Here is a 17,657-nt window from a genome sequence, read left to right on the forward strand (position 1 = left end):
TCCATGAAAGAACAGTTAGCGAACATCCGGTCTCAGGCCCTTGCGGCCATCGAGGGGGCCGCCGATCCCGCCGCCCTGGATGCCCTCCGGGTTCAGTACCTGGGCAAGAAGGGAGAGCTCACCAATGTGCTGAAGAGTATGGGCTCCCTCTCCGCCGAGGAGAGACCCGCCATGGGCCAGCTGGCCAACGAGGTCCGGGCCGCTCTGGAAGGGGCCATTGAGGCAGCCGCCAGGAAGCTGGAAAAGCAGGCCCTGGAGCAGAAGCTCCGGGACGAGGCGCTTGATGTGACTATCCCCGGCAAGGCGGTCAAGCTGGGCCACAAGCATCCCATGTATATCGCCCTGGACGAGATCAAGGACATCTTTGTGGGCATGGGCTTTACCGTGCTGGATGGGCCGGAGGTGGAGCTGGCCGAATACAACTTTGACCGCCTGAACGCCGACGAGGGCCATCCCAGCCGGGACTGGTCGGATACCTTCTACTTTGACGAGGACAGCCGGGTGATGCTCCGCAGTCAGACCAGTCCCATGCAGGTACGGGCTATGGACACCATGCCCCTTCCTATCCGCATCATTGCCCCCGGTCGTGTGTACCGTAAAGATGAGGTGGACGCCACCCACTCCCCCATGTTTCACCAGGTAGAGGGCATGGTCATCGACAAGGGCGTCACCATGGCCGACCTAAAGGGCACCCTAAATACGGTGGTGGAGCAGCTGTACGGCAAGGGCACCAAGACCCGCTTCCGCCCTCACCACTTCCCCTTTACCGAGCCCTCCTGTGAAATGGACGTGCAGTGCCACAAGTGTGGCGGCGTAGGCTGTCCCACCTGCAAGGGAGAAGGCTGGATCGAGCTGCTGGGCGCCGGCATGGTCCACCCCCGAGTGCTGGAGATGGCGGGCATTGACCCCAATGTGTATTCAGGCTGGGCCTTCGGCATGGGTCTGGAGCGCACCGCCATGCGCCGCTTCAAGATCGCCGACCTGCGGCTCATCTTCGAGAACGACGTGAGATTCTTAGAGCAATTTTAACTGTTCCAAGAATCAATTAGGAATTAGAAATTAGGAGTCAGGAATTGGGGCGTCCCTTTCGGCGGCCTGATTCCCAGCCATCCGGCGGCCGCCGGACCCCAAAATTCCTAATTCCTAACTCCTCATTCCTAATTCAAACAAAGGGAGTTTTATAATATGAATCTATCTCGCAAATGGCTCAGCGAGTTCGTCACCGTTGAGGCCAATGACAAAGACTTTGCCGAGGCCATGACCTTGTCTGGCTCCAAGGTGGAGCTGACCCACGACCTGGGCTCTGAAATTTCCAACGTGGTGGTGGGCCAGATCCGGTCCATGGAGCGCCACCCCGATTCCGACCATATGTGGGTATGCCAGATCGATGTGGGGCAGGCCGAGCCCGTCCAGATCGTCACCGGCGCCTGGAACATCCATCCCGGCGACCTGGTCCCTGTGGCCCTGCACAAGTCCACTCTGCCCGGCGGCAAGAAGATCGAGAAGGGCAAGCTGCGCGGCGTGGTGTCCAACGGCATGATGTGCGGTCTGTCTGAGCTGGGACTGGACGAGCGGGACTTCCCCTACGCTGTCATAACCGCCGCCGCTCTCCTAAACGACTACCACCCTCTGGATAAGGACAAGCCCTCCATCCCCGCCGATATCAAGGCCGGGGACAAGGTATTCGGCCCCGTGGTGTGCGCTAAGGTGTTGGAGGCCTCCGCCCAGCCCAACGGCTCCTTCCACACCTGTCTGGACCTGGGAGGCTCCACCGCCTGCCCCGACACAGCATGCGCCAACCTCCATGAAGGAGATTTAGTGGCCTATAACACTAAGATGGACTCCATCTGCACTCTGGCCGACCTCCACGCCCAGCAGGCAGAGTTCCCCCACTGCATCCCAGACGGTATCTTTATTCTCCGCGAGGACTGCAAGCCCGGAGATGACCTGAAGCCGGTCGTTGGCCTGGATGACCATGTGGTGGAGTTTGAGATCACCCCCAACCGCCCCGACTGCCTGTCGGTCATCGGCTTGGCGAGAGAAGTGTCCGCCACCTTTGACCAGCCCCTGCGCCTCCATCAGCCCTTGGTCAAGGGCGGGGCCGAGGGTTCCCTGGTGGAGCTGCTGGACGTGGAAACTCCGGCGGCCGACCTGTGCCCTCGGTACACCGCCCGGATGGTGCGAAACGTAAAGATCGCCCCCTCCCCCAAGTGGATGCGGGAGCGGCTGCGGGCTATGGGCGTGCGCCCCATCAACAACATCGTGGATATCACCAACTATGTCATGCTGGAGTACGGCCAGCCTATGCACGCCTTCGACTACCGCTACGTAAAGGGGGGCAAGATCATTGTTCGCCGGGCGGAGGAGGGCGAGGAGCTGACCACCCTGGACGGCAACGTACGCAAGCTGACCGCCAACCATCTGGTCATCGCCGATGAGCATCGGGCAGTTGGCCTGGCGGGCATCATGGGCGGTGAGAACTCCGAGATCGTGGCTGACACGGTGGACGTGGTCTTCGAGTCGGCCAACTTTGACGGCACCTGCATCCGTAAGGGGGCCCTGGCTCTAGGGATGCGCACCGAGGCCAGCGCCAAGTTTGAAAAGGGACTGGACCCCCTGAACACCCTCCCCGCCGTAAACCGGGCCTGTGAGCTGGTGGAACTGCTGGGCGCCGGCGAGGTGGTGGACGGCGTCATCGACATCCTCAACTTCGTGCCCCAGCCCCGGATCCTGACGTTGGAGCCGGACAAGATCAACGCCCTGCTGGGTACCGAGATCAGTGCCGCCGAGATGACCGCCATTCTGAAAAAGCTGGACTTCCAGGTGGAGGGGGACCAGGTTACGGTCCCGTCCTGGCGCGGCGACGTGGTGGGTATGGCCGACCTGGCCGAGGAGGTAGCCCGCTTCCACGGCTACAACAAGATCCCCTCCACCCTTGTTCGGGGGGAGACCACCCGGGGCGGCTACTCGCCGGAGCAAAAGCTGGAGCAGACCCTGGGCTCCGTATGCCGGGCCTGTGGGTATGACGAGATCATCACTTACTCCTTTATCTCCCCCACCTACTATGACAAGATACTCTGGCCCGCCGACTATCACGCCCGCAAGAGCTTCAAGATCCTCAACCCCCTGGGAGAGGACACCTCCATTATGCGTACCACTACCCTGCCCTCTATGCTGGAGATCCTGACCCGGAACTACAATTTCCGCAACAAGTCTGCCAAGCTGTATGAAGTGGGCCGGATCTATCTGCCCAAATCTGGCTCCACCCCTGTTTCTCCTGACTCTCCCGCTCTCGCCGCCTCCAAGGAGAAGCTGGAAAATATGGGAGTGAATGGGCTTACGGAAGCCCTTACCGGCGCGTTGAACCAGATGAATCAGGACGACGGCCTAGCCAATGAGGCCAAGGTGCTGTCCATGGGCGCCTATGGCGAGGATATGGATTTCTTCACCCTGAAGGGGGCCGTCGAGGCTATTCTGAAGGAGATCCGGGCAGTAGACATCCACTTCGAGGGGCCCACCGGCGCTCCCTCCGACGCCTCCTGGCACCCCGGCCGGGTGGCCACCGTGTGGTCCGGCAGTGACTGTATCGGTATCTTCGGTCAGATTCACCCTCTGGTGGCCCAGAATTACGGGGTGGACGCCGAGCTCTACTGTGCGGAACTGTCCTTCGACGAGCTGATGCTGGCCAAGGGCCCCGATCCGGAGTATGTCCCTCTGCCCAAGTTCCCCGCCGTCACCCGCGATATCGCCGTCGTCTGTGATGAGGCCGTTACCGTAGGGGCCCTGGAGCAGGCAATCAGGAGAGGAGCCAAGGGTCTGCTGAAGGAGGTCTCCCTCTTTGATATCTACCGTGGGAAGGGCGTGGCCGAGGGCAAGAAGTCTGTGGCCTTCAATCTGGTCCTCCGGGCGGATGACCGCTCTCTCACCAGCGAGGAGGCCGACGAGGATGTGAAGGCTATTTTAGCGACTCTCGAGCAAGACTGCGGAGCAATCCTGCGCTGAAGTTTTCCATCTGCCGCTCCCCCGCGGGGTTTCCGCGGGGGAGCTTATATTCTGGCGGGACTATCATCCCGCCTCCCCTTTTTAGGAGGTAATCCCATGGTACGCTTTGAATGTGACTACGCCGCCGGGGCTCACCCCAAGGTGCTCCAGGCCTTGGTGGACACCAATCTGGAGGAGCATCCCGGCTATGGCACGGACCCCCACTGCGACCGCGCCCGGGCCCTGCTCCGGGATCTGTGCCAGGCTCCCGATGCCCATATCCACTTCCTGGTGGGGGGTACTCAGGCCAATACCACCGTGATCTCCGCCGCCCTTCGGCCCCATCAGGGCGTCATCTGTGCCCAGACTGGCCACATCAACGTCCATGAGTCCGGAGCGGTAGAGGCCACAGGTCACAAGGTGCTCACTATCCCCAGCCAGGACGGCAAGCTGACCGCCCACCAGATCGCCCAGTTCTGTCAGGGCCACTATGACGACCCCACCGCCGAACACACGGTCCAGCCGGGCCTCATCTATCTGTCCCACCCCACCGAGCTGGGTACCGTCTATTCTGTTGCTGAACTGGAGGACATCCGCAGGGTGGCTGACCAGTACCATCTGACCCTGTTTGTGGACGGGGCCAGGCTGGTCTATGGCTTGGCCGCTTCCGATGTAACCCTGCCCGATCTGGCCCGGCTGTGTGACGTATTCTATCTGGGGGGCACTAAGGCGGGCACGCTCTTTGGTGAGGCGGTGGTCATCACCCAGGATTCCCTGAAACAGGACTTCCGCTACCTCATCAAGCGGCACGGCGGGCTGCTGGCCAAAGGCAGGCTGCTGGGCGTCCAGTTCGAGGCGCTGCTGGAGGACGGACTTTACCTGGATATCGGCAGAAGGGCGGTGGCCCAATCCATGCGTCTGCGCCAGGGCTTTTTGGACAAGGGCTGGCCCCTGCTGGCGAACTCTCCCACCAATCTGCAGTTTCCTGTCCTCCCCGACCACGCCGCAGCGGCCCTGTCCCAGCGATACTCCTTTAGTTTACAGTCCAAGCCGGACCCGACCCATACCGCTGTCCGGTTTTGCGTCTCCTGGTCCACCCGGGACGAGGATATCGACGCTCTTCTATCCACGATCCGCGCCTTATAGGCAGAAAGAGCCATGGAAAAATTTTTCCATGGCTCTTTTGTAACAATTTGCCCCAATCTGCATCCTATAAGCAGAAAGGAGGGAGAAGATGGAATCTTTTGAAGCGGTCTACGAGGAGCTGTTCCCACAGGTGTACCGGTATCTGTTGGTCCTGTGCGGCGACCGGGATCTGGCAGAGGAGTTGACCCAGGAGACTTTTTTTCAGGCCATCCAGCACATCGACAGCTTCCGGGGAGATTGCAAGCTCTATGTCTGGCTGTGCCAAATCGGCAAACGGAAATATCTAGCCGGATTGCGGCGGCAGAAGCGGAGCGGGGAGATGCCCGATCTGGAGCGCCAGCCCAGCCCCGACCAGTTGGAGGAACGGCTGCTGGACCGGGAATCCGCCATGGAACTTCACCGCCGGCTCCATGCCCTGCCTGAGCCCTATCGGGAGGTCTTTTCTCTCCGGGTATTTGGAGAGCTGTCCTTTGGAGAGATCGCTCAACTCTTTTCCAGGACAGAGAGCTGGGCCCGAGTAACATACCACCGGGCCAGATCAAAATTAAAGGAGGAAGATCAATGAACTGCAAAATCATTCAGGATCTGCTGCCCCTGTACCGTGATGAGGTATGCAGCCAGGAGAGCCGCCAGGCGGTAGACGAGCATATTCAAAGTTGTCCCCACTGTGCCGAGGTCCTACGCGAGATGGGAAGGGAGGAAAATCTGGACAGGGAGACAGCGGATGTGGACCGGGAAAAGGCCCAAGTCATAGCGGGCGTCAAACGCCGCTTCTCCCGCCGGAAACGCCTGTCTGTGCTGGCCACAGCGGCTGCCATGCTGGCCATGTTCCTGGTGTTCACCGCCGCCGCCGATGTAGAGCGGCCCGTGCCGTACCAGGAGGGCATGGTGGACGTCTCCCTGGCTTCAGACGGCGTCATCGACATCTACTACTATGGGGGAAATTACGCCTCGTTCCGGGTACTGGACCGGGAGATCGATGGACGGACGGCGGTCTATCTGTGCTATACCCAAAATATCAAATCCAACCTTACTCCCCTGTTCAGCCACGCAGGCAGGCCTGAATCCTCCGGCCACTTGTCCATTGGGAATGGGCTGCTGCTGGACACCGTAAAGGGGGCCGCTGTCCAGATCCCCTCCCAGGATGAAATTCAGGAGGTGTATTATCTGGCGGGAGACTATGCCGCTTTAGAGGATATGGGCGAGGCGGAATTTTCCGCTGCCACCGATGGAGCGGTCCTCCTCTGGCAGCGGAGTTAAGCTCCAGGCGACAGCAAAGGCCGGCGCACAGTCTGTGCGCCGGCCTTCTCTACTGTTACTGGTCCTTCATCAACAGGTACATAACTGCCTTCTGGGCGTGGAGGCGGTTCTCCGCCTCGTCGAATATCTCGTTTGCGTGGGCCTCAAAGACCTCGGCTGTGATCTCCTCTCCCCGGTGGGCGGGCAGACAGTGCTGCACCATGCAGCCGGGGTTGGCCAGCGCCATCAGCCCGTCGTTGATCTGATAGCCCGCAAAAGCCTTTTCCCGAACGGTCTTCTCCCCCTCCTGGCCCATGGAGGCCCACACGTCGGTGATCAACACATCGGCCCCTGCCGCCGCCTCCTGGGGGGTGCGGAACAGAGAGAAGTGGAAACCGGGGTCGCTCCTGGCAAAGTCCAGCACCTGGGAATCGGGATCGTAGCCCTCGGGGCAGGCGATTGACACCTCCATCCCCGTCTTCAGCCCGCCTACGATCAGGGAGTTGGCCATATTGTTGCCGTCCCCAATGTAGCACAGCTTCAGTCCTTCCAGCACCGCCTTATGCTCTCGAATAGTCAGCAGGTCGGCCAGCACCTGGCAGGGATGGCAGAAGTCGGTCAGGCCATTGATGACCGGGATCTTGGTGTTCCGGGCCAGCTCCTCCACCTCGTCCTGGCCAAAGGTGCGGATCATAATTCCGTCACAGTAGCGGTCCAGCACTCTGGCCGTATCCTCAATAGGCTCCCCTCGGCCGATCTGACTCTCCTTGCCAGACAGGAACAGGGCGTGGCCGCCCAGTTGGAACATCCCTGTTTCAAAGGACACCCGCGTGCGGGTGGAGTTTTTCTCAAAGATCATGGCCAAGGTCTTGCCCTTGAGATAATCCCTGTGGATGTTGTGCTTCTGCTCGTACTTCAACTGGTCCGCCGTATTCAGGATCAGGGTGATGTCTTCCTGGGACAAATCCAGCAGCTTTAACAAATCTTTTTTCATATCAAATCACCAATCTTTGCAGGAGGGAGGCGTGAAGATGGAGTATCTCTCCACCCCTCACTTTTCTCTCTCCACTCTATCATAACAGCGCCGCTTTCATAATGGACAGCCCCTTGTCCATCTCCTCCTGGGTGATGGTCAGGGGGGGCAGCAGCCTCAAGCCGGGTCCCGCAGTGAGAATGAGCAGGCCGCTCTCGATAAGCTTGGCGGCCAGCTGGCTGTTGGTTTGCTCCCCCACCACATCGATGCCGATCATCATCCCCAGCCCCCGAGTCTTGCCCAGGCAGGACAGCTCCATGGCTTCGATGGCCTGGCGGAGATACGCCCCTTTCTCCTTCACTTGGGCCAAAAAGGCGTCGTCCATCCGGTCCAGTACATGGCAGGCGGCGGCGGCGGCCACAGGGTTGCCCCCGAAGGTGGTGCCGTGAGTGCCGGGAGAGAACACCTCTCTGTACTTCTCATTGGCCATGATGCCGCCGAAGGGCAGTCCGCCAGCGATGCCCTTGGCGAAGGACACCACATCAGGCTGGATGTGATACTGCTGGAAGGCAAACAGAGAGCCGGTACGGCCCATGCCGCTCTGAACCTCATCGACAAGGAGCAGCCAATCCCGCTTGGCGCACAGCTCCGCCACTTTTTGGACGAACTCCAGGTCCAGGGGCAGTACCCCTCCCTCTCCTTGGACCAGTTCCATCATGACGGCGCACACGTCATGGCCGGCCACCGCTTCCACGCTATCCAGGTCGTTGGCATCGGCATAGCGGAACCCCTCGGTGAAGGGGAAAAAGTAGTTGTGGAACTTATCCTGCCCCGTGGCCGCCAGAGTCGTGATCGTGCGTCCGTGGAAGGAGTTACGGAGGGTAATGACCGTTCCGCGGCCCTTGCCATACCGATCAAAGGAGTATTTCCGGGCCAGCTTGATCATGGCCTCGTTGGCTTCCGCCCCGGAGTTGCCAAACATCACATTGGACATTCCGGTGCGGACACACAGCTTCTGGGCCACCTTGGCATAAGGCTCGGTGTAAAACAGGTTGGAGATATGTCCCAGCTTGGCCGCCTGGGTGGAAACGGCCTCCACCCAGCCCGGATCGCCGTATCCCAGCGAGCACACACCGATGCCGGCGGAAAAGTCAATATACTCCTTTCCGTCCACAGCCCAGACAGTAGCCCCTTTTCCGTGGTCAATGGCCACCTGGAAGCGGCCATAGGAGTGCATCACATACTGCTCGTCCAGAGCCTTGATCTCTTCAAAGGTCATGGTGTTCCCCCTTCAATCATATCCCCGCGAAACATCTTTTCCGCAAGGAATTCCGACACTCATCGGCGCGGAATCATAATTTTCTCTCGTTATCCTCCAGGATGGCACCGGAAATGTGACATCTCCCACGAAATTCCTCCCGACGGTCTCGAAAGAAATCGAGGGTAAATTCATGCGATCCCTCTCCGCCAGATGCCGACGCCATTTAGGGGCGCCTTTAGTTGGTCAGCATGGTGCCGATGCCCGCGTCGGTGAGCAGCTCCATCAGCAGGGAGTGGGCCACCCGGCCATCCAAAATAACCGCCGACTTGACGCCGGAACGGACAGACTCCACGCAGCATTCCACCTTGGGGATCATCCCTCCAGAAATGACTCCCTCCCGCACCAGGGCAGGGACAGAGGAGAGTTGCAGCTCGGGGATCAGGGTGGCCTCATTCTTGGGATCCCGGAGCAGGCCGCGCACATCGGTAAGCAGGATCAGCTTCTCCGCCTCAAGGGCCACAGCCAGCTTGGCGGCGGCAGTGTCGGCGTTAATATTGTAGGACACCTCCGCATCTACCCCCTGGGCCACTGTGGCTACCACAGGGATATAGCCGTCATTCAGGGCGTCAATGACCGGGGCGGCGTCCACCTTGGTGATATCCCCCACCTGGCCGTATTTGTCATCCAGCTTTTTCGCTTGGAGAAGGGCACCGTCCAGGCCGCACAGCCCCAAAGCCCGGCCTCCCAAGCGGTTCAGAGTGGCTACCAGGTCCTTATTCACCCGGCCGCACAGGACCTGCTGGACAATATCCATCGTCTCCTCGTCTGTATAGCGCAGTCCGTCCACGAATTTTGACTCCTTGCCCAGCTTTTTCAGCATCTCGCTGATCTCCGGGCCGCCGCCGTGAACCACCACTACCCGGATCCCCACCAGGGACAGCAGAATGATGTCGGAGATGACGGCGTGGCGCAGCTCATCAGAAACCATGGCGTTGCCGCCGTATTTCACCACGATGGTCTTACCAGTGAATTTTTGAATATAAGGCAGGGCCTCAGCCAGCACCTGGGCCCGGTCGATCTCATTAAAGGACATGGGACAGATCCCTCCTCATTTTTTATCAAGCAGCTTCCCCATCCGAGGGATGGCCGCCGCCAAAAGCAACAGCCCGCAGAAAGCGGCCGTTCTGATCCCCTCGTCCCGGAAGCTGGAGCCGTACCAGTAGTAGGACATTCCCACTTTGTCGTTGGGGTACAGGATCACCCCCAAGGCGCGGAGCACGCCGTACAGCAGCCCGGCGCTCAACCCCAGAACGAGAAGGCCAGCGCACCATCTCCCCACCCGGCTTTTTATTCCCCGGCGTGACAGCACCCCTAGGACTACTGCCGGAAGAAGATAGATGGGAAGCTTCAGGAGCAGCTCCGTCCCCAAGTCCTTCACCAATGCAGCCATCTCAGCGCAGCGCCTCCCATTTTCCAGGATCAGGTGCGGTAGTCGCCGTTAATTTTCACATAGTCATACGTCAGGTCGCAGCCCCAGCACTCCGCGCTGTCCTCCCCCTCGTGGAGGTCCACGGCAATGATGACCTCCTTCTGAGACAGGACCTCCTTGGCCTTGGCCTCGTCAAAATCTACGGCCTCACCCTGTTTACAGACCAGGAGTTCCCCTGCGGCAGAGCGGAACGTCACGTCCACATGCTCCGGGCGGAAGGGGGCTTTAGAGTACCCCATGGCGCACAGCACCCGGCCCCAGTTGGCGTCGGCGCCAAACATGGCCGCCTTCACCAAGGAGGAGCCCACCACCGACTTGGCCAGACGCTCGGCGCTCTCCTCGCTGCGGGCGCCGGACATGAGGCAGGTGATCAGCTTGGTGCACCCCTCGCCGTCGGCCGCGATAGACCGGGCCAGATAGCGGCACACATGGTCCAGGGCAGCCACAAAGATTTCGTAGTCTCCGTCCTTCCACTCGATAAGGGTGTTGCCCGCCAGACCGTTGGCCAGCACCGCACAGGTGTCGTTGGTGGAGGTATCCCCGTCCACGGTCACCCGGTTAAAGGTTCTCGCTGCCACCTGGTGCAAAGCATCGGATAGAAGTTCGTGGGTAATGGCGCAGTCAGTGGTGATAAAGGCCAGCATGGTGCCCATGTTCGGATGAATCATGCCGGAGCCCTTGGCGATAGCCCCCATCCGCACCTCTTTCCCGCCCAGCTCAAAAGAAATCGCAATCTCTTTTTTCGCTGTATCCGTCGTCATAATGGCATTGGCCGCGCTGTCGGAGCCGTCCCTACCCAAAGCGGCGGCTGCCTTTGGCATACCTGCCTGAATCACACCGATGTTGATCGTTTTTCCGATGACTCCGGTGGAGGCGACCACAAAGTCCTCTGGCTGGCGGCCGGTGGCCTGGGCGGCGGCAGCGCACATGGCCTGGGCGTTCTCGTGGCTCAAAGGGCAGCAGGCATTGGCGTTGCCGCTGTTGGCCACCACACCCCAGGCGGTTCCGTCCTCCAGGTGGTCCATGGTGACATACACCGGGGCGGATTTCACCCGGTTCAGGGTATAGACGGCGGCGGCAGCGCACTCCCGCTCCGACAGAATCAGGGCCAGGTCGTTCTTATCCGGGCTGCTGCTGGCCTTGACGCCACAGTGGACACCGGCGGCCTGGAAGCCCCGGGCGGCACACACGCCGCCGGAAATTTCATTCAACATGAGGGATACCCTCCTTTTATTTCATCGGGGCGCACAGTGCGCGCCCCACCGCAGGACACGCTATTACAGGCTAAGTCCGGCAGTTTCTTCAAACCCCATCATAATGTTCATATTCTGGACCGCGGCCCCCGACGCTCCTTTTCCCAGATTATCAAACTGGGCAGTAAGCAGCGTCTGCTCCTGCGTTCCGGAAACCGTGATCTCCAGGCTGTCCTTTCCCGCAAGCTGGCTGGTATACAGCCGGGGACCGGCCCCTCCGAAGGGGGTGACCTGGACCAGCTTCTGGTCCTGGTAGTAGCCGGCCAGCAGATCGTGGACGTCCTGGGCATTGGGCGTGCCCTTCAGCAGATGGTTCTGGAGCATAACAGTGGTCGCCATCCCCTTGTAGATATCCCCCAGCACCGGCAGAAAATTGGGTGGAAAGTCCAGGCCCGCCACCTGACGCATCTCAGGCAGGTGCTTGTGACACAGGCCAATGGCGTAAGGAGCCGGAGAGTCCAGCAGAGGGTCCCGGTCCGGTGCCTCATACTCAGCAATCATCTTCTTTCCTCCGCCAGAGTAGCCGGTGAGGGAGTAACAGGATAAGGGGTAGTCCCTGGGCAGCACCCCCAGCTCTATCAGGGGGGCCACCGTGGACAAAAAGCCAGTGGCGTGACACCCTGGGTTGGCCACTCGGGAGGAGAACTTGATGCGCTGGCGCTGGCCGGGCAGCAGTTCGGCAAAGCCATATACCCAGCCCTCCGCCGTCCGGTGGGCGGTGGAAGCGTCAATAATTCGGGTCTTAGGGTTTTCTATGAGGGACACCGCCTCCACAGCGGCGGCGTCAGGCAGACACAGGAACACCAGGTCGGCGGCGTTGAGGAATTTCTTTCTCTCCTCTGTGTCCTTTCGCTTATCCTCGTCGATAAGGAGCAGCTCGATGTCCTCCCGGCCGCCCAGCCGCTCATAGATCTGCAGGCCGGTGGTGCCCTCCTTACCGTCGATATATACCTTTGGCTTACTCATATGGACCACCTGGATTTCTTTGAAATGATAGTTCTATTATGGTCTAACCTGGGAATTTTTGCAATGGCTTATTTGCGCTCTGCCACAAATTCTTCAATCAGGGCGATCTGCTTCTCCACGCTCTCCTTCGCCGGGCCGCCATAGACCTTTCTTTCATTCACACAGGTCTTGAGGGCCAGGGCCTGGTACACGTCCTCATCAAACAGGGAGGAGATGGCCCGGAAGTCCTTTAAGGTCAGCGTATCCAAGGTGTCCCCAGTCTTGATGCACAGGTTGACCAGCCGGCCCACGATCATATAGGCCTCCCGGAAGGGCAGCCCCTTTTTCGTCAGGTAGTCGGCACAGTCGGTGGCGTTGATGAAGCCGCCGGCCGCTGCCTTGGCCATGTTCTTAGGCCGCACAGTCAGGGTATCCACCATGGCGGCAAACACGGGCAGGCACAGCTCCACCGTGTCAATGGCGTCAAAGACGGCCTCCTTGTCCTCCTGCATATCCTTGTTGTAGGCCAGGGGAAGGGACTTCATCACAGTAAGCAACGTGACCAGGGCACCGTACACCCGCCCAGTCTTGCCCCGCACCAGCTCGGCCACGTCTGGGTTCTTCTTCTGAGGCATGATGGAGGAACCAGTGGAGTAGGCGTCGTCCAGGTCCGCGAACTTGAACTCCCAGGAGCACCACAGCACGATCTCCTCAGAGAACCGAGACAGGTGCATCATCAGGATGGACAGGGCGGACAGCAGCTCGATGGCGTAGTCCCGGTCGGACACTGAGTCCATGGAATTGTCGGTTGGTTTTTTAAAGCCCAGAGCCTGGGCAGTGGCGAAGCGGTCCACCGGATAGGTAGAAGTGGCCAGGGCGCCCGCCCCCAGGGGGCACTCGTCCAGCCGCTCCAGGCAGTCCTCCAGCCGGGTGACGTCCCGCTTGAACATGTTAGCGTAGGCCATCATGTAGTGAGCAAAGGTGGTGGGCTGGGCCCGCTGAAGGTGGGTATAACCCGGCATGACGGTGTCTAGGTTGGCCTCGGCCTTTTTGACCAGGACCTCCTCCAGCGCCAACACCTGGCCGATGATAACAGGGATTTCCTCCTTGACATACAGCCGGGTGTCCACCGCCACCTGGTCGTTCCGGGAACGGCCGGTGTGGAGGCGCTTGCCCGCGTCGCCGATGCGCTGGGTCAGCATGGCCTCGATATTCATGTGGATGTCCTCGTTGTCCAGGGAGAACTCCACCTTGTCGTCCTCAATGTCAGCCAGGATAGCCTTCAGGCCCTCTACGATCTTTTCCGCCTCATGTGCCTCGATGATCCCCTGCCTGCCCAGCATCTGGGCGTGGGCGATGGAGCCCTGGATATCCTGCCGATACAGCCGGGCGTCAAAACCGATAGAGGAGTTAAAATCGTTCACCAGTGTGTCAGTTTCCTTTTGAAATCTTCCTGCCCATAACTTCATGTCAGTTACCTCACAAATATTAAGAATAGAATGGAGAGCGAAGATATTGGGCTTATCTCCACTCTCCACTCTTAAATATTACAGCTTGCCCTGCTCTCTTAGCGCCTGTACCTTGTCGGGAAGGCCCCACAGGTTGATAAAGCCCTGGGAGTCCTTCTGGTCATAGTCGCTCTCCTCAAAGGTCACCAGATTCTCTGAGTACAGGGTGCAGGGCGAGGTGATGGAAGAGGTGATGATATTGCCCTTGTAGAGCTTCAGCTTCACAGTGCCGGTGACGTACTTCTGGGTATCCACGGCGAAGGCGGTCAGGGCCTCCCGCAGGGGGGTAAACCACTTGCCATTGTACACCAGATCGGCAAAGTCCACCGCCAGCTTCTGCTTCATGTGCTTGGTATCCTTGTCGATGGTGATCTGCTCCAGCACCTCGTGGGCCCGGTAGAGGATGGTGCCGCCGGGAGTTTCGTACACGCCCCGGTCCTTCATGCCCACCAGCCGGTTCTCCACGATGTCCAGCAGGCCGATGCCGTTGGCCCCGCCCAGCTCGTTGAGCTTGCGGATGATGTCGGACGCCTTCATCTTCTCCCCGTCAATGGCCACAGGCCATCCCTTCTCAAAGTCCAAGGTGACATAGGTGGGGGCGTCTGGTGCCATGGCGGGGGACACGCCCATCTCCAGGAAGCCGGGCTTGTCATACAGGGGCTCATTAGCGGGGTCCTCCAGGTCCAGCCCTTCGTGGGACAAGTGCCACAGGTTTTTGTCCTTGGAATAGTTGGTCTCCCGGCTGATCTTCAGGGGGACGTTGTGGGCTTCGGCGTAGTCGATCTCCTCGTCGCGGCCCTTGATGTCCCACTCCCGCCAGGGGGCGATAATCTTCATCTCAGGGGCAAATCTCTTGATGGCCAGCTCGAACCGGACCTGGTCGTTGCCCTTGCCGGTGCAGCCGTGGCAGATGGCGTCGGCGCCTTCCTTCTTGGCGATCTCCACCAGCCGCTTGGCAATGATGGGCCGGGCAAAGGCGGTGCCCAACAGATAATCCTCGTACTTGGCCCCCATCATCATGGACGGGATGATAACGTCGTCAACCATCTCGTCGGTCAGGTCCTCGATATACAGCTTAGAGGCGCCAGTCTTGATAGCCTTCTCCTCCAGCCCGTCCAGTTCAGTGCCCTGCCCCACATCGCCGGAAACAGCGATGATCTCAGGGTCATTATAGTTCTCCTTCAACCAGGGGATGATGATGGATGTATCCAGACCGCCGGAGTAAGCCAGCACTACTTTTTTTACTTGAGCCATGATTTTTCCCTCCAAATCTCAGTGCGGGGCGCGCTTTTTCCTCTGTCTGGTGGCCTGCGCCGTCCGCTCTGCTTTCCATGGCAACAGTCTACCACTCCCTTAACGTAATTGCAAGAGGTTATTTGCATTAATATGCATATACTAACAATTATTTTCCATATATATTTACCAAAAATGAATATATATTTGGATATTCCGTTTATTTATTCACTTTGATACAAAAACATCCCCGGTCCGGGGACCGGGGATGTTTTGTGGGCTTTAGCCGGCCTGGATGGCGGCGGAGATGGCGTCAAAGACCGTATCCTGGTCCTCACACATAACCATCAGGATGGTGCCGTCCTCCAGAGTTTCCAGTCTGGCGTTCTTAGCTACCTCGTACTGGTCAGCCAGATACATCTCAAAGCTGCTCTTCTGTTGGTCGATGTAGCCCTGCAGCCCCTCTTTCACAGCATCGGCCTTCCCCTCGGCGGGCATGACGGCGGCGATGGCGTAAGCCTTGACATTCATCATGGAGGCACTGATCCCAAAAGCGGTCATATCGCCAGTATCCAGCCCCAGCATCTCAAGGAGCATAGCGGAGCCGTCGTCCTCTTTTTTCTCTGTGATCACAGGGTTATACTCCACCATCTCGCCGCCGTTGTCTGTGATGGCAGTATGGTAGAGCTGGGCCAGTTCCTCCGGGCTCTTGTCAGACGTGGTCCCGCCGTTTCCGGAGCAGCCAGACAGCCCGGTGACAGCCAGGGCCAGGACAAGGGCAAGCGTTAAAATCTTCTTCATAACATAATCCTCCGTTTTGTCGTAAAGTTTCAGCCTATTTAGCTTTCCCTCTATTAGACGGCCCCTATCCCAAAAAGTTCCCTCCTTTTCCGTTTTTTATCATGTGCGGATAACAGGCCGGGAGGCCGCCGGCAGAAACCGGCGGCCTCCCGCGGGATGAAAAAATCAGATGGGAAAGATTAGGCGCACAGTGGTTCCATGCCCAGGGGCGCTCTCCAGCCTGATTGCGGCGTTGTGCAGGGCGGCGCCATGCTTGACGATGGACAGGCCCAGACCGGTCCCTCCAATCTCCTTGGAATGGCTCTTGTCCACCCGGTAGAATCGCTCAAAGACCCGCTCCTGGTCCTCGGCCGGGATACCGATGCCAGTGTCGGCCACGGACAGCTCTATCTCTTTCTCCCCTAGGGAGAGGTTCAGTGCCACGCTCCCTCCCGGACGGTTGTATTTGATCGCGTTGTCGCACAGGTTATACACCATCTCCTCCAACACTGCCGGGATCCCGTGGATCGTAGCTGGCATCCCCTCTACGCTGACGCTCACGCCAGCCCGCTTGGCGGCGGGCTCCAGCCGCTCCATGACCCGGCGGCACAGCTCCAGCAGGTCCACCGGCGCCGTCTCCAGCCCCACGCCTCCCTCATCCAGGCGGGACAGGTGGATGATGTCCTCCACCAGGCTAATGAGTCGCTGGCTCTCCTTATAGATATCGCCGGCGAAACCCGCCACATCCTTCGGGTCCACCAGACCATCCTTGATGATCTCGGCCATGCCGGAGATGGCTGTCAGGGGAGTCTTCAGCTCATGGGACACGTTTGCGGTGAACTCTCGGCGCATCCGCTCCCCCTGCTCCCGCTCTGTTACGTCCAGCAGTACCAGGACCGCTCCGCTCACAGCTCCCTCCCGGAACACCGGGTCAGCCAGGAGATGGACACACCGGCCCTGGCGGTCCAGGCGGGTCTGTCCGCGCACCCCGTCCAGCACCTGCTCCACCACTCTGCGGAAGGCATCCGTCCGGTCCAGCGTCAAGACATTGGCCTCGCCCCCCGGCGGGATGGCTCCCAAAAGCCGCAGGGCGCCGGAGTTATAGGAGAGAACGTGGCCCTTTTGATCCAACAGCACAAAGCCCTCGGTCATGTTCTCGGTGAGGGCGGCAAATTCCTGTTGACGCTGGCGGAGCTGGTCCATCTGGCCCCGGATGGTGTCATTCTGCCGCCGGATCCTTGTCAACAGCGGGGAGAGCTCGTCATAGGTATCGCACTCCTCCGGGTGCTCCAGATCCAAGTCCAAAATAGGCCGGATGATCCCCTTGGACAGCCGGTTGGCCAGCACCGCGGCCAGGATCAGGGACAGGACCAGGATGATCAGCAGGGGCTGGACCATGGATACCAGCAGGACCACCACTGTATACTGGGCGCTGGCCAGACGGATGACGGAGCCGTCCTCCAGCCGCCGGGCTACATAAAATGTCTTTTCCGACAGGGTGGCCGACTGGCGCTGGGCCGTCCCCCGGGAACCATTCATCGCCTCACGGATCTCCTCCCGGTCGGCGTGATTCTCCATGGTGGAGGCGTCCGCCACACTGTCATAGAGGACCGTTCCATCCTCCCCTACCCAGGTGATGCGGCTGGAGGACTGGAGGCCGTCAAAATAGTCCATTCCCATGGACTCCACACCCCGGGCCACCAGCCACGCCTCGTTCTCCAGCTCACCGGTGATTTGGTCGCCGAAGTATTGGTACAGCACTCCCATGAACAGGGCCACTGACAGCAGAAATACGGACAGCCCTACCGCCATGGAATTGCGAAAGATCTTTGATGTCAAACCGCTACAC

At 59.6% G+C, this 17,657-nt stretch carries 15 protein-coding genes; 5 read left to right on the forward strand and 10 right to left on the reverse strand.

The features are described 5' to 3' along the window. Positions 1-3: 3 nt before the first annotated feature. The 5 genes from pheS to WKS99_RS02845 all read left to right on the forward strand — a co-directional run bounded on the left by pheS (position 4) and on the right by WKS99_RS02845 (position 6,387). The gene (gene pheS, locus WKS99_RS02825; RefSeq protein WP_186853301.1) at positions 4-1,029 is read left to right on the forward strand and encodes a phenylalanine--tRNA ligase subunit alpha; all 1,026 of its coding nucleotides are present in this window, start codon (positions 4-6) and stop codon (positions 1,027-1,029) included. 156 nt (positions 1,030-1,185) lie between these two features. Further along, a complete protein-coding gene (gene pheT / locus WKS99_RS02830) occupies positions 1,186-4,002 on the forward strand; it encodes a phenylalanine--tRNA ligase subunit beta (RefSeq protein WP_340405295.1) in 2,817 nt (938 codons plus the stop codon). A 96-nt stretch (positions 4,003-4,098) separates the two neighbouring features. Further along, positions 4,099-5,127: a threonine aldolase family protein gene (locus WKS99_RS02835; protein WP_340405296.1), complete on the forward strand. Its 1,029-nt coding sequence runs from the start codon at positions 4,099-4,101 to the stop codon at positions 5,125-5,127. 88 nt (positions 5,128-5,215) lie between these two features. Beyond that, positions 5,216-5,692, forward strand: a complete 477-nt coding sequence (locus WKS99_RS02840; RefSeq protein ID WP_147570914.1) for an RNA polymerase sigma factor — start codon at positions 5,216-5,218, stop codon at positions 5,690-5,692. Then, a complete protein-coding gene (locus WKS99_RS02845) occupies positions 5,689-6,387 on the forward strand; it encodes a zf-HC2 domain-containing protein (protein WP_340405297.1) in 699 nt (232 codons plus the stop codon). The genes WKS99_RS02840 and WKS99_RS02845 overlap by 4 nt, the downstream gene beginning before the upstream one ends. Positions 6,388-6,442: 55 nt before the next feature. On the opposite strand, the gene argF is transcribed toward WKS99_RS02845, so the two are convergent. From argF to WKS99_RS02895, 10 genes are all read right to left on the reverse strand, one after another. Next, positions 6,443-7,360, reverse strand: a complete 918-nt coding sequence (gene argF / locus WKS99_RS02850) for an ornithine carbamoyltransferase (protein WP_147570916.1) — start codon at positions 7,358-7,360, stop codon at positions 6,443-6,445. A 79-nt stretch (positions 7,361-7,439) separates the two neighbouring features. Further along, complete coding sequence (locus WKS99_RS02855) at positions 7,440-8,618, reverse strand: aspartate aminotransferase family protein (protein ID WP_340405298.1); 1,179 nt, start codon at positions 8,616-8,618, stop codon at positions 7,440-7,442. A 217-nt stretch (positions 8,619-8,835) separates the two neighbouring features. Further along, positions 8,836-9,693 (reverse strand): acetylglutamate kinase, encoded by an 858-nt coding sequence (argB, locus tag WKS99_RS02860; protein WP_147570918.1) that lies wholly within the window; start codon positions 9,691-9,693, stop codon positions 8,836-8,838. Between the two features lie 15 nt (positions 9,694-9,708). After that, positions 9,709-10,050: a hypothetical protein gene (locus WKS99_RS02865; protein ID WP_147570919.1), complete on the reverse strand. Its 342-nt coding sequence runs from the start codon at positions 10,048-10,050 to the stop codon at positions 9,709-9,711. A 29-nt stretch (positions 10,051-10,079) separates the two neighbouring features. Next, positions 10,080-11,303 carry a bifunctional glutamate N-acetyltransferase/amino-acid acetyltransferase ArgJ gene (gene argJ, locus WKS99_RS02870; RefSeq protein ID WP_207721990.1) on the reverse strand — a complete coding sequence of 408 codons (1,224 nt, stop codon included), beginning with the start codon at positions 11,301-11,303 and terminating at the stop codon, positions 10,080-10,082. 63 nt (positions 11,304-11,366) lie between these two features. Further along, positions 11,367-12,308, reverse strand: coding sequence for an N-acetyl-gamma-glutamyl-phosphate reductase (gene argC, locus WKS99_RS02875; protein WP_340405299.1), 942 nt, complete (start codon positions 12,306-12,308; stop codon positions 11,367-11,369). 68 nt (positions 12,309-12,376) lie between these two features. Continuing rightward, positions 12,377-13,756 carry an argininosuccinate lyase gene (gene argH / locus WKS99_RS02880; RefSeq protein WP_147570921.1) on the reverse strand — a complete coding sequence of 460 codons (1,380 nt, stop codon included), beginning with the start codon at positions 13,754-13,756 and terminating at the stop codon, positions 12,377-12,379. A gap of 78 nt (positions 13,757-13,834) precedes the next feature. Beyond that, positions 13,835-15,049, reverse strand: a complete 1,215-nt coding sequence (locus WKS99_RS02885) for an argininosuccinate synthase (protein WP_186853295.1) — start codon at positions 15,047-15,049, stop codon at positions 13,835-13,837. A 261-nt stretch (positions 15,050-15,310) separates the two neighbouring features. After that, positions 15,311-15,829 carry a DUF4358 domain-containing protein gene (locus WKS99_RS02890; protein ID WP_147570923.1) on the reverse strand — a complete coding sequence of 173 codons (519 nt, stop codon included), beginning with the start codon at positions 15,827-15,829 and terminating at the stop codon, positions 15,311-15,313. A gap of 165 nt (positions 15,830-15,994) precedes the next feature. Beyond that, positions 15,995-17,647, reverse strand: a complete 1,653-nt coding sequence (locus WKS99_RS02895; RefSeq protein WP_262670430.1) for a sensor histidine kinase — start codon at positions 17,645-17,647, stop codon at positions 15,995-15,997. Between the last annotated feature and the right edge of the window lie 10 nt (positions 17,648-17,657).

This window comes from Flintibacter sp. HCN-6482, assembly GCF_037892565.1.
Classification (GTDB): domain Bacteria; phylum Bacillota; class Clostridia; order Oscillospirales; family Oscillospiraceae; genus Lawsonibacter; species Lawsonibacter aceti.

Excerpts from the sequence above, each read along its gene's own strand:
- WKS99_RS02855 (WP_340405298.1), bottom strand. The coding sequence starts at position 8,618 with ATGACCTTTGAAGAGATCAAGGCTCTGGACGAGCAGTATGTGATGCAC.
- pheT (WP_340405295.1), top strand. The coding sequence starts at position 1,186 with ATGAATCTATCTCGCAAATGGCTCAGCGAGTTCGTCACCGTTGAGGCC.
- WKS99_RS02885 (WP_186853295.1), bottom strand. The coding sequence starts at position 15,049 with ATGGCTCAAGTAAAAAAAGTAGTGCTGGCTTACTCCGGCGGTCTGGAT.
- WKS99_RS02835 (WP_340405296.1), top strand. The coding sequence starts at position 4,099 with ATGGTACGCTTTGAATGTGACTACGCCGCCGGGGCTCACCCCAAGGTG.
- argF (WP_147570916.1), bottom strand. The coding sequence starts at position 7,360 with ATGAAAAAAGATTTGTTAAAGCTGCTGGATTTGTCCCAGGAAGACATC.
- WKS99_RS02890 (WP_147570923.1), bottom strand. The coding sequence starts at position 15,829 with ATGAAGAAGATTTTAACGCTTGCCCTTGTCCTGGCCCTGGCTGTCACC.
- WKS99_RS02840 (WP_147570914.1), top strand. The coding sequence starts at position 5,216 with ATGGAATCTTTTGAAGCGGTCTACGAGGAGCTGTTCCCACAGGTGTAC.
- argH (WP_147570921.1), bottom strand. The coding sequence starts at position 13,756 with ATGAAGTTATGGGCAGGAAGATTTCAAAAGGAAACTGACACACTGGTG.
- WKS99_RS02845 (WP_340405297.1), top strand. The coding sequence starts at position 5,689 with ATGAACTGCAAAATCATTCAGGATCTGCTGCCCCTGTACCGTGATGAG.
- WKS99_RS02865 (WP_147570919.1), bottom strand. The coding sequence starts at position 10,050 with ATGGCTGCATTGGTGAAGGACTTGGGGACGGAGCTGCTCCTGAAGCTT.
- pheS (WP_186853301.1), top strand. The coding sequence starts at position 4 with ATGAAAGAACAGTTAGCGAACATCCGGTCTCAGGCCCTTGCGGCCATC.
- argB (WP_147570918.1), bottom strand. The coding sequence starts at position 9,693 with ATGTCCTTTAATGAGATCGACCGGGCCCAGGTGCTGGCTGAGGCCCTG.
- argC (WP_340405299.1), bottom strand. The coding sequence starts at position 12,308 with ATGAGTAAGCCAAAGGTATATATCGACGGTAAGGAGGGCACCACCGGC.
- argJ (WP_207721990.1), bottom strand. The coding sequence starts at position 11,303 with ATGTTGAATGAAATTTCCGGCGGCGTGTGTGCCGCCCGGGGCTTCCAG.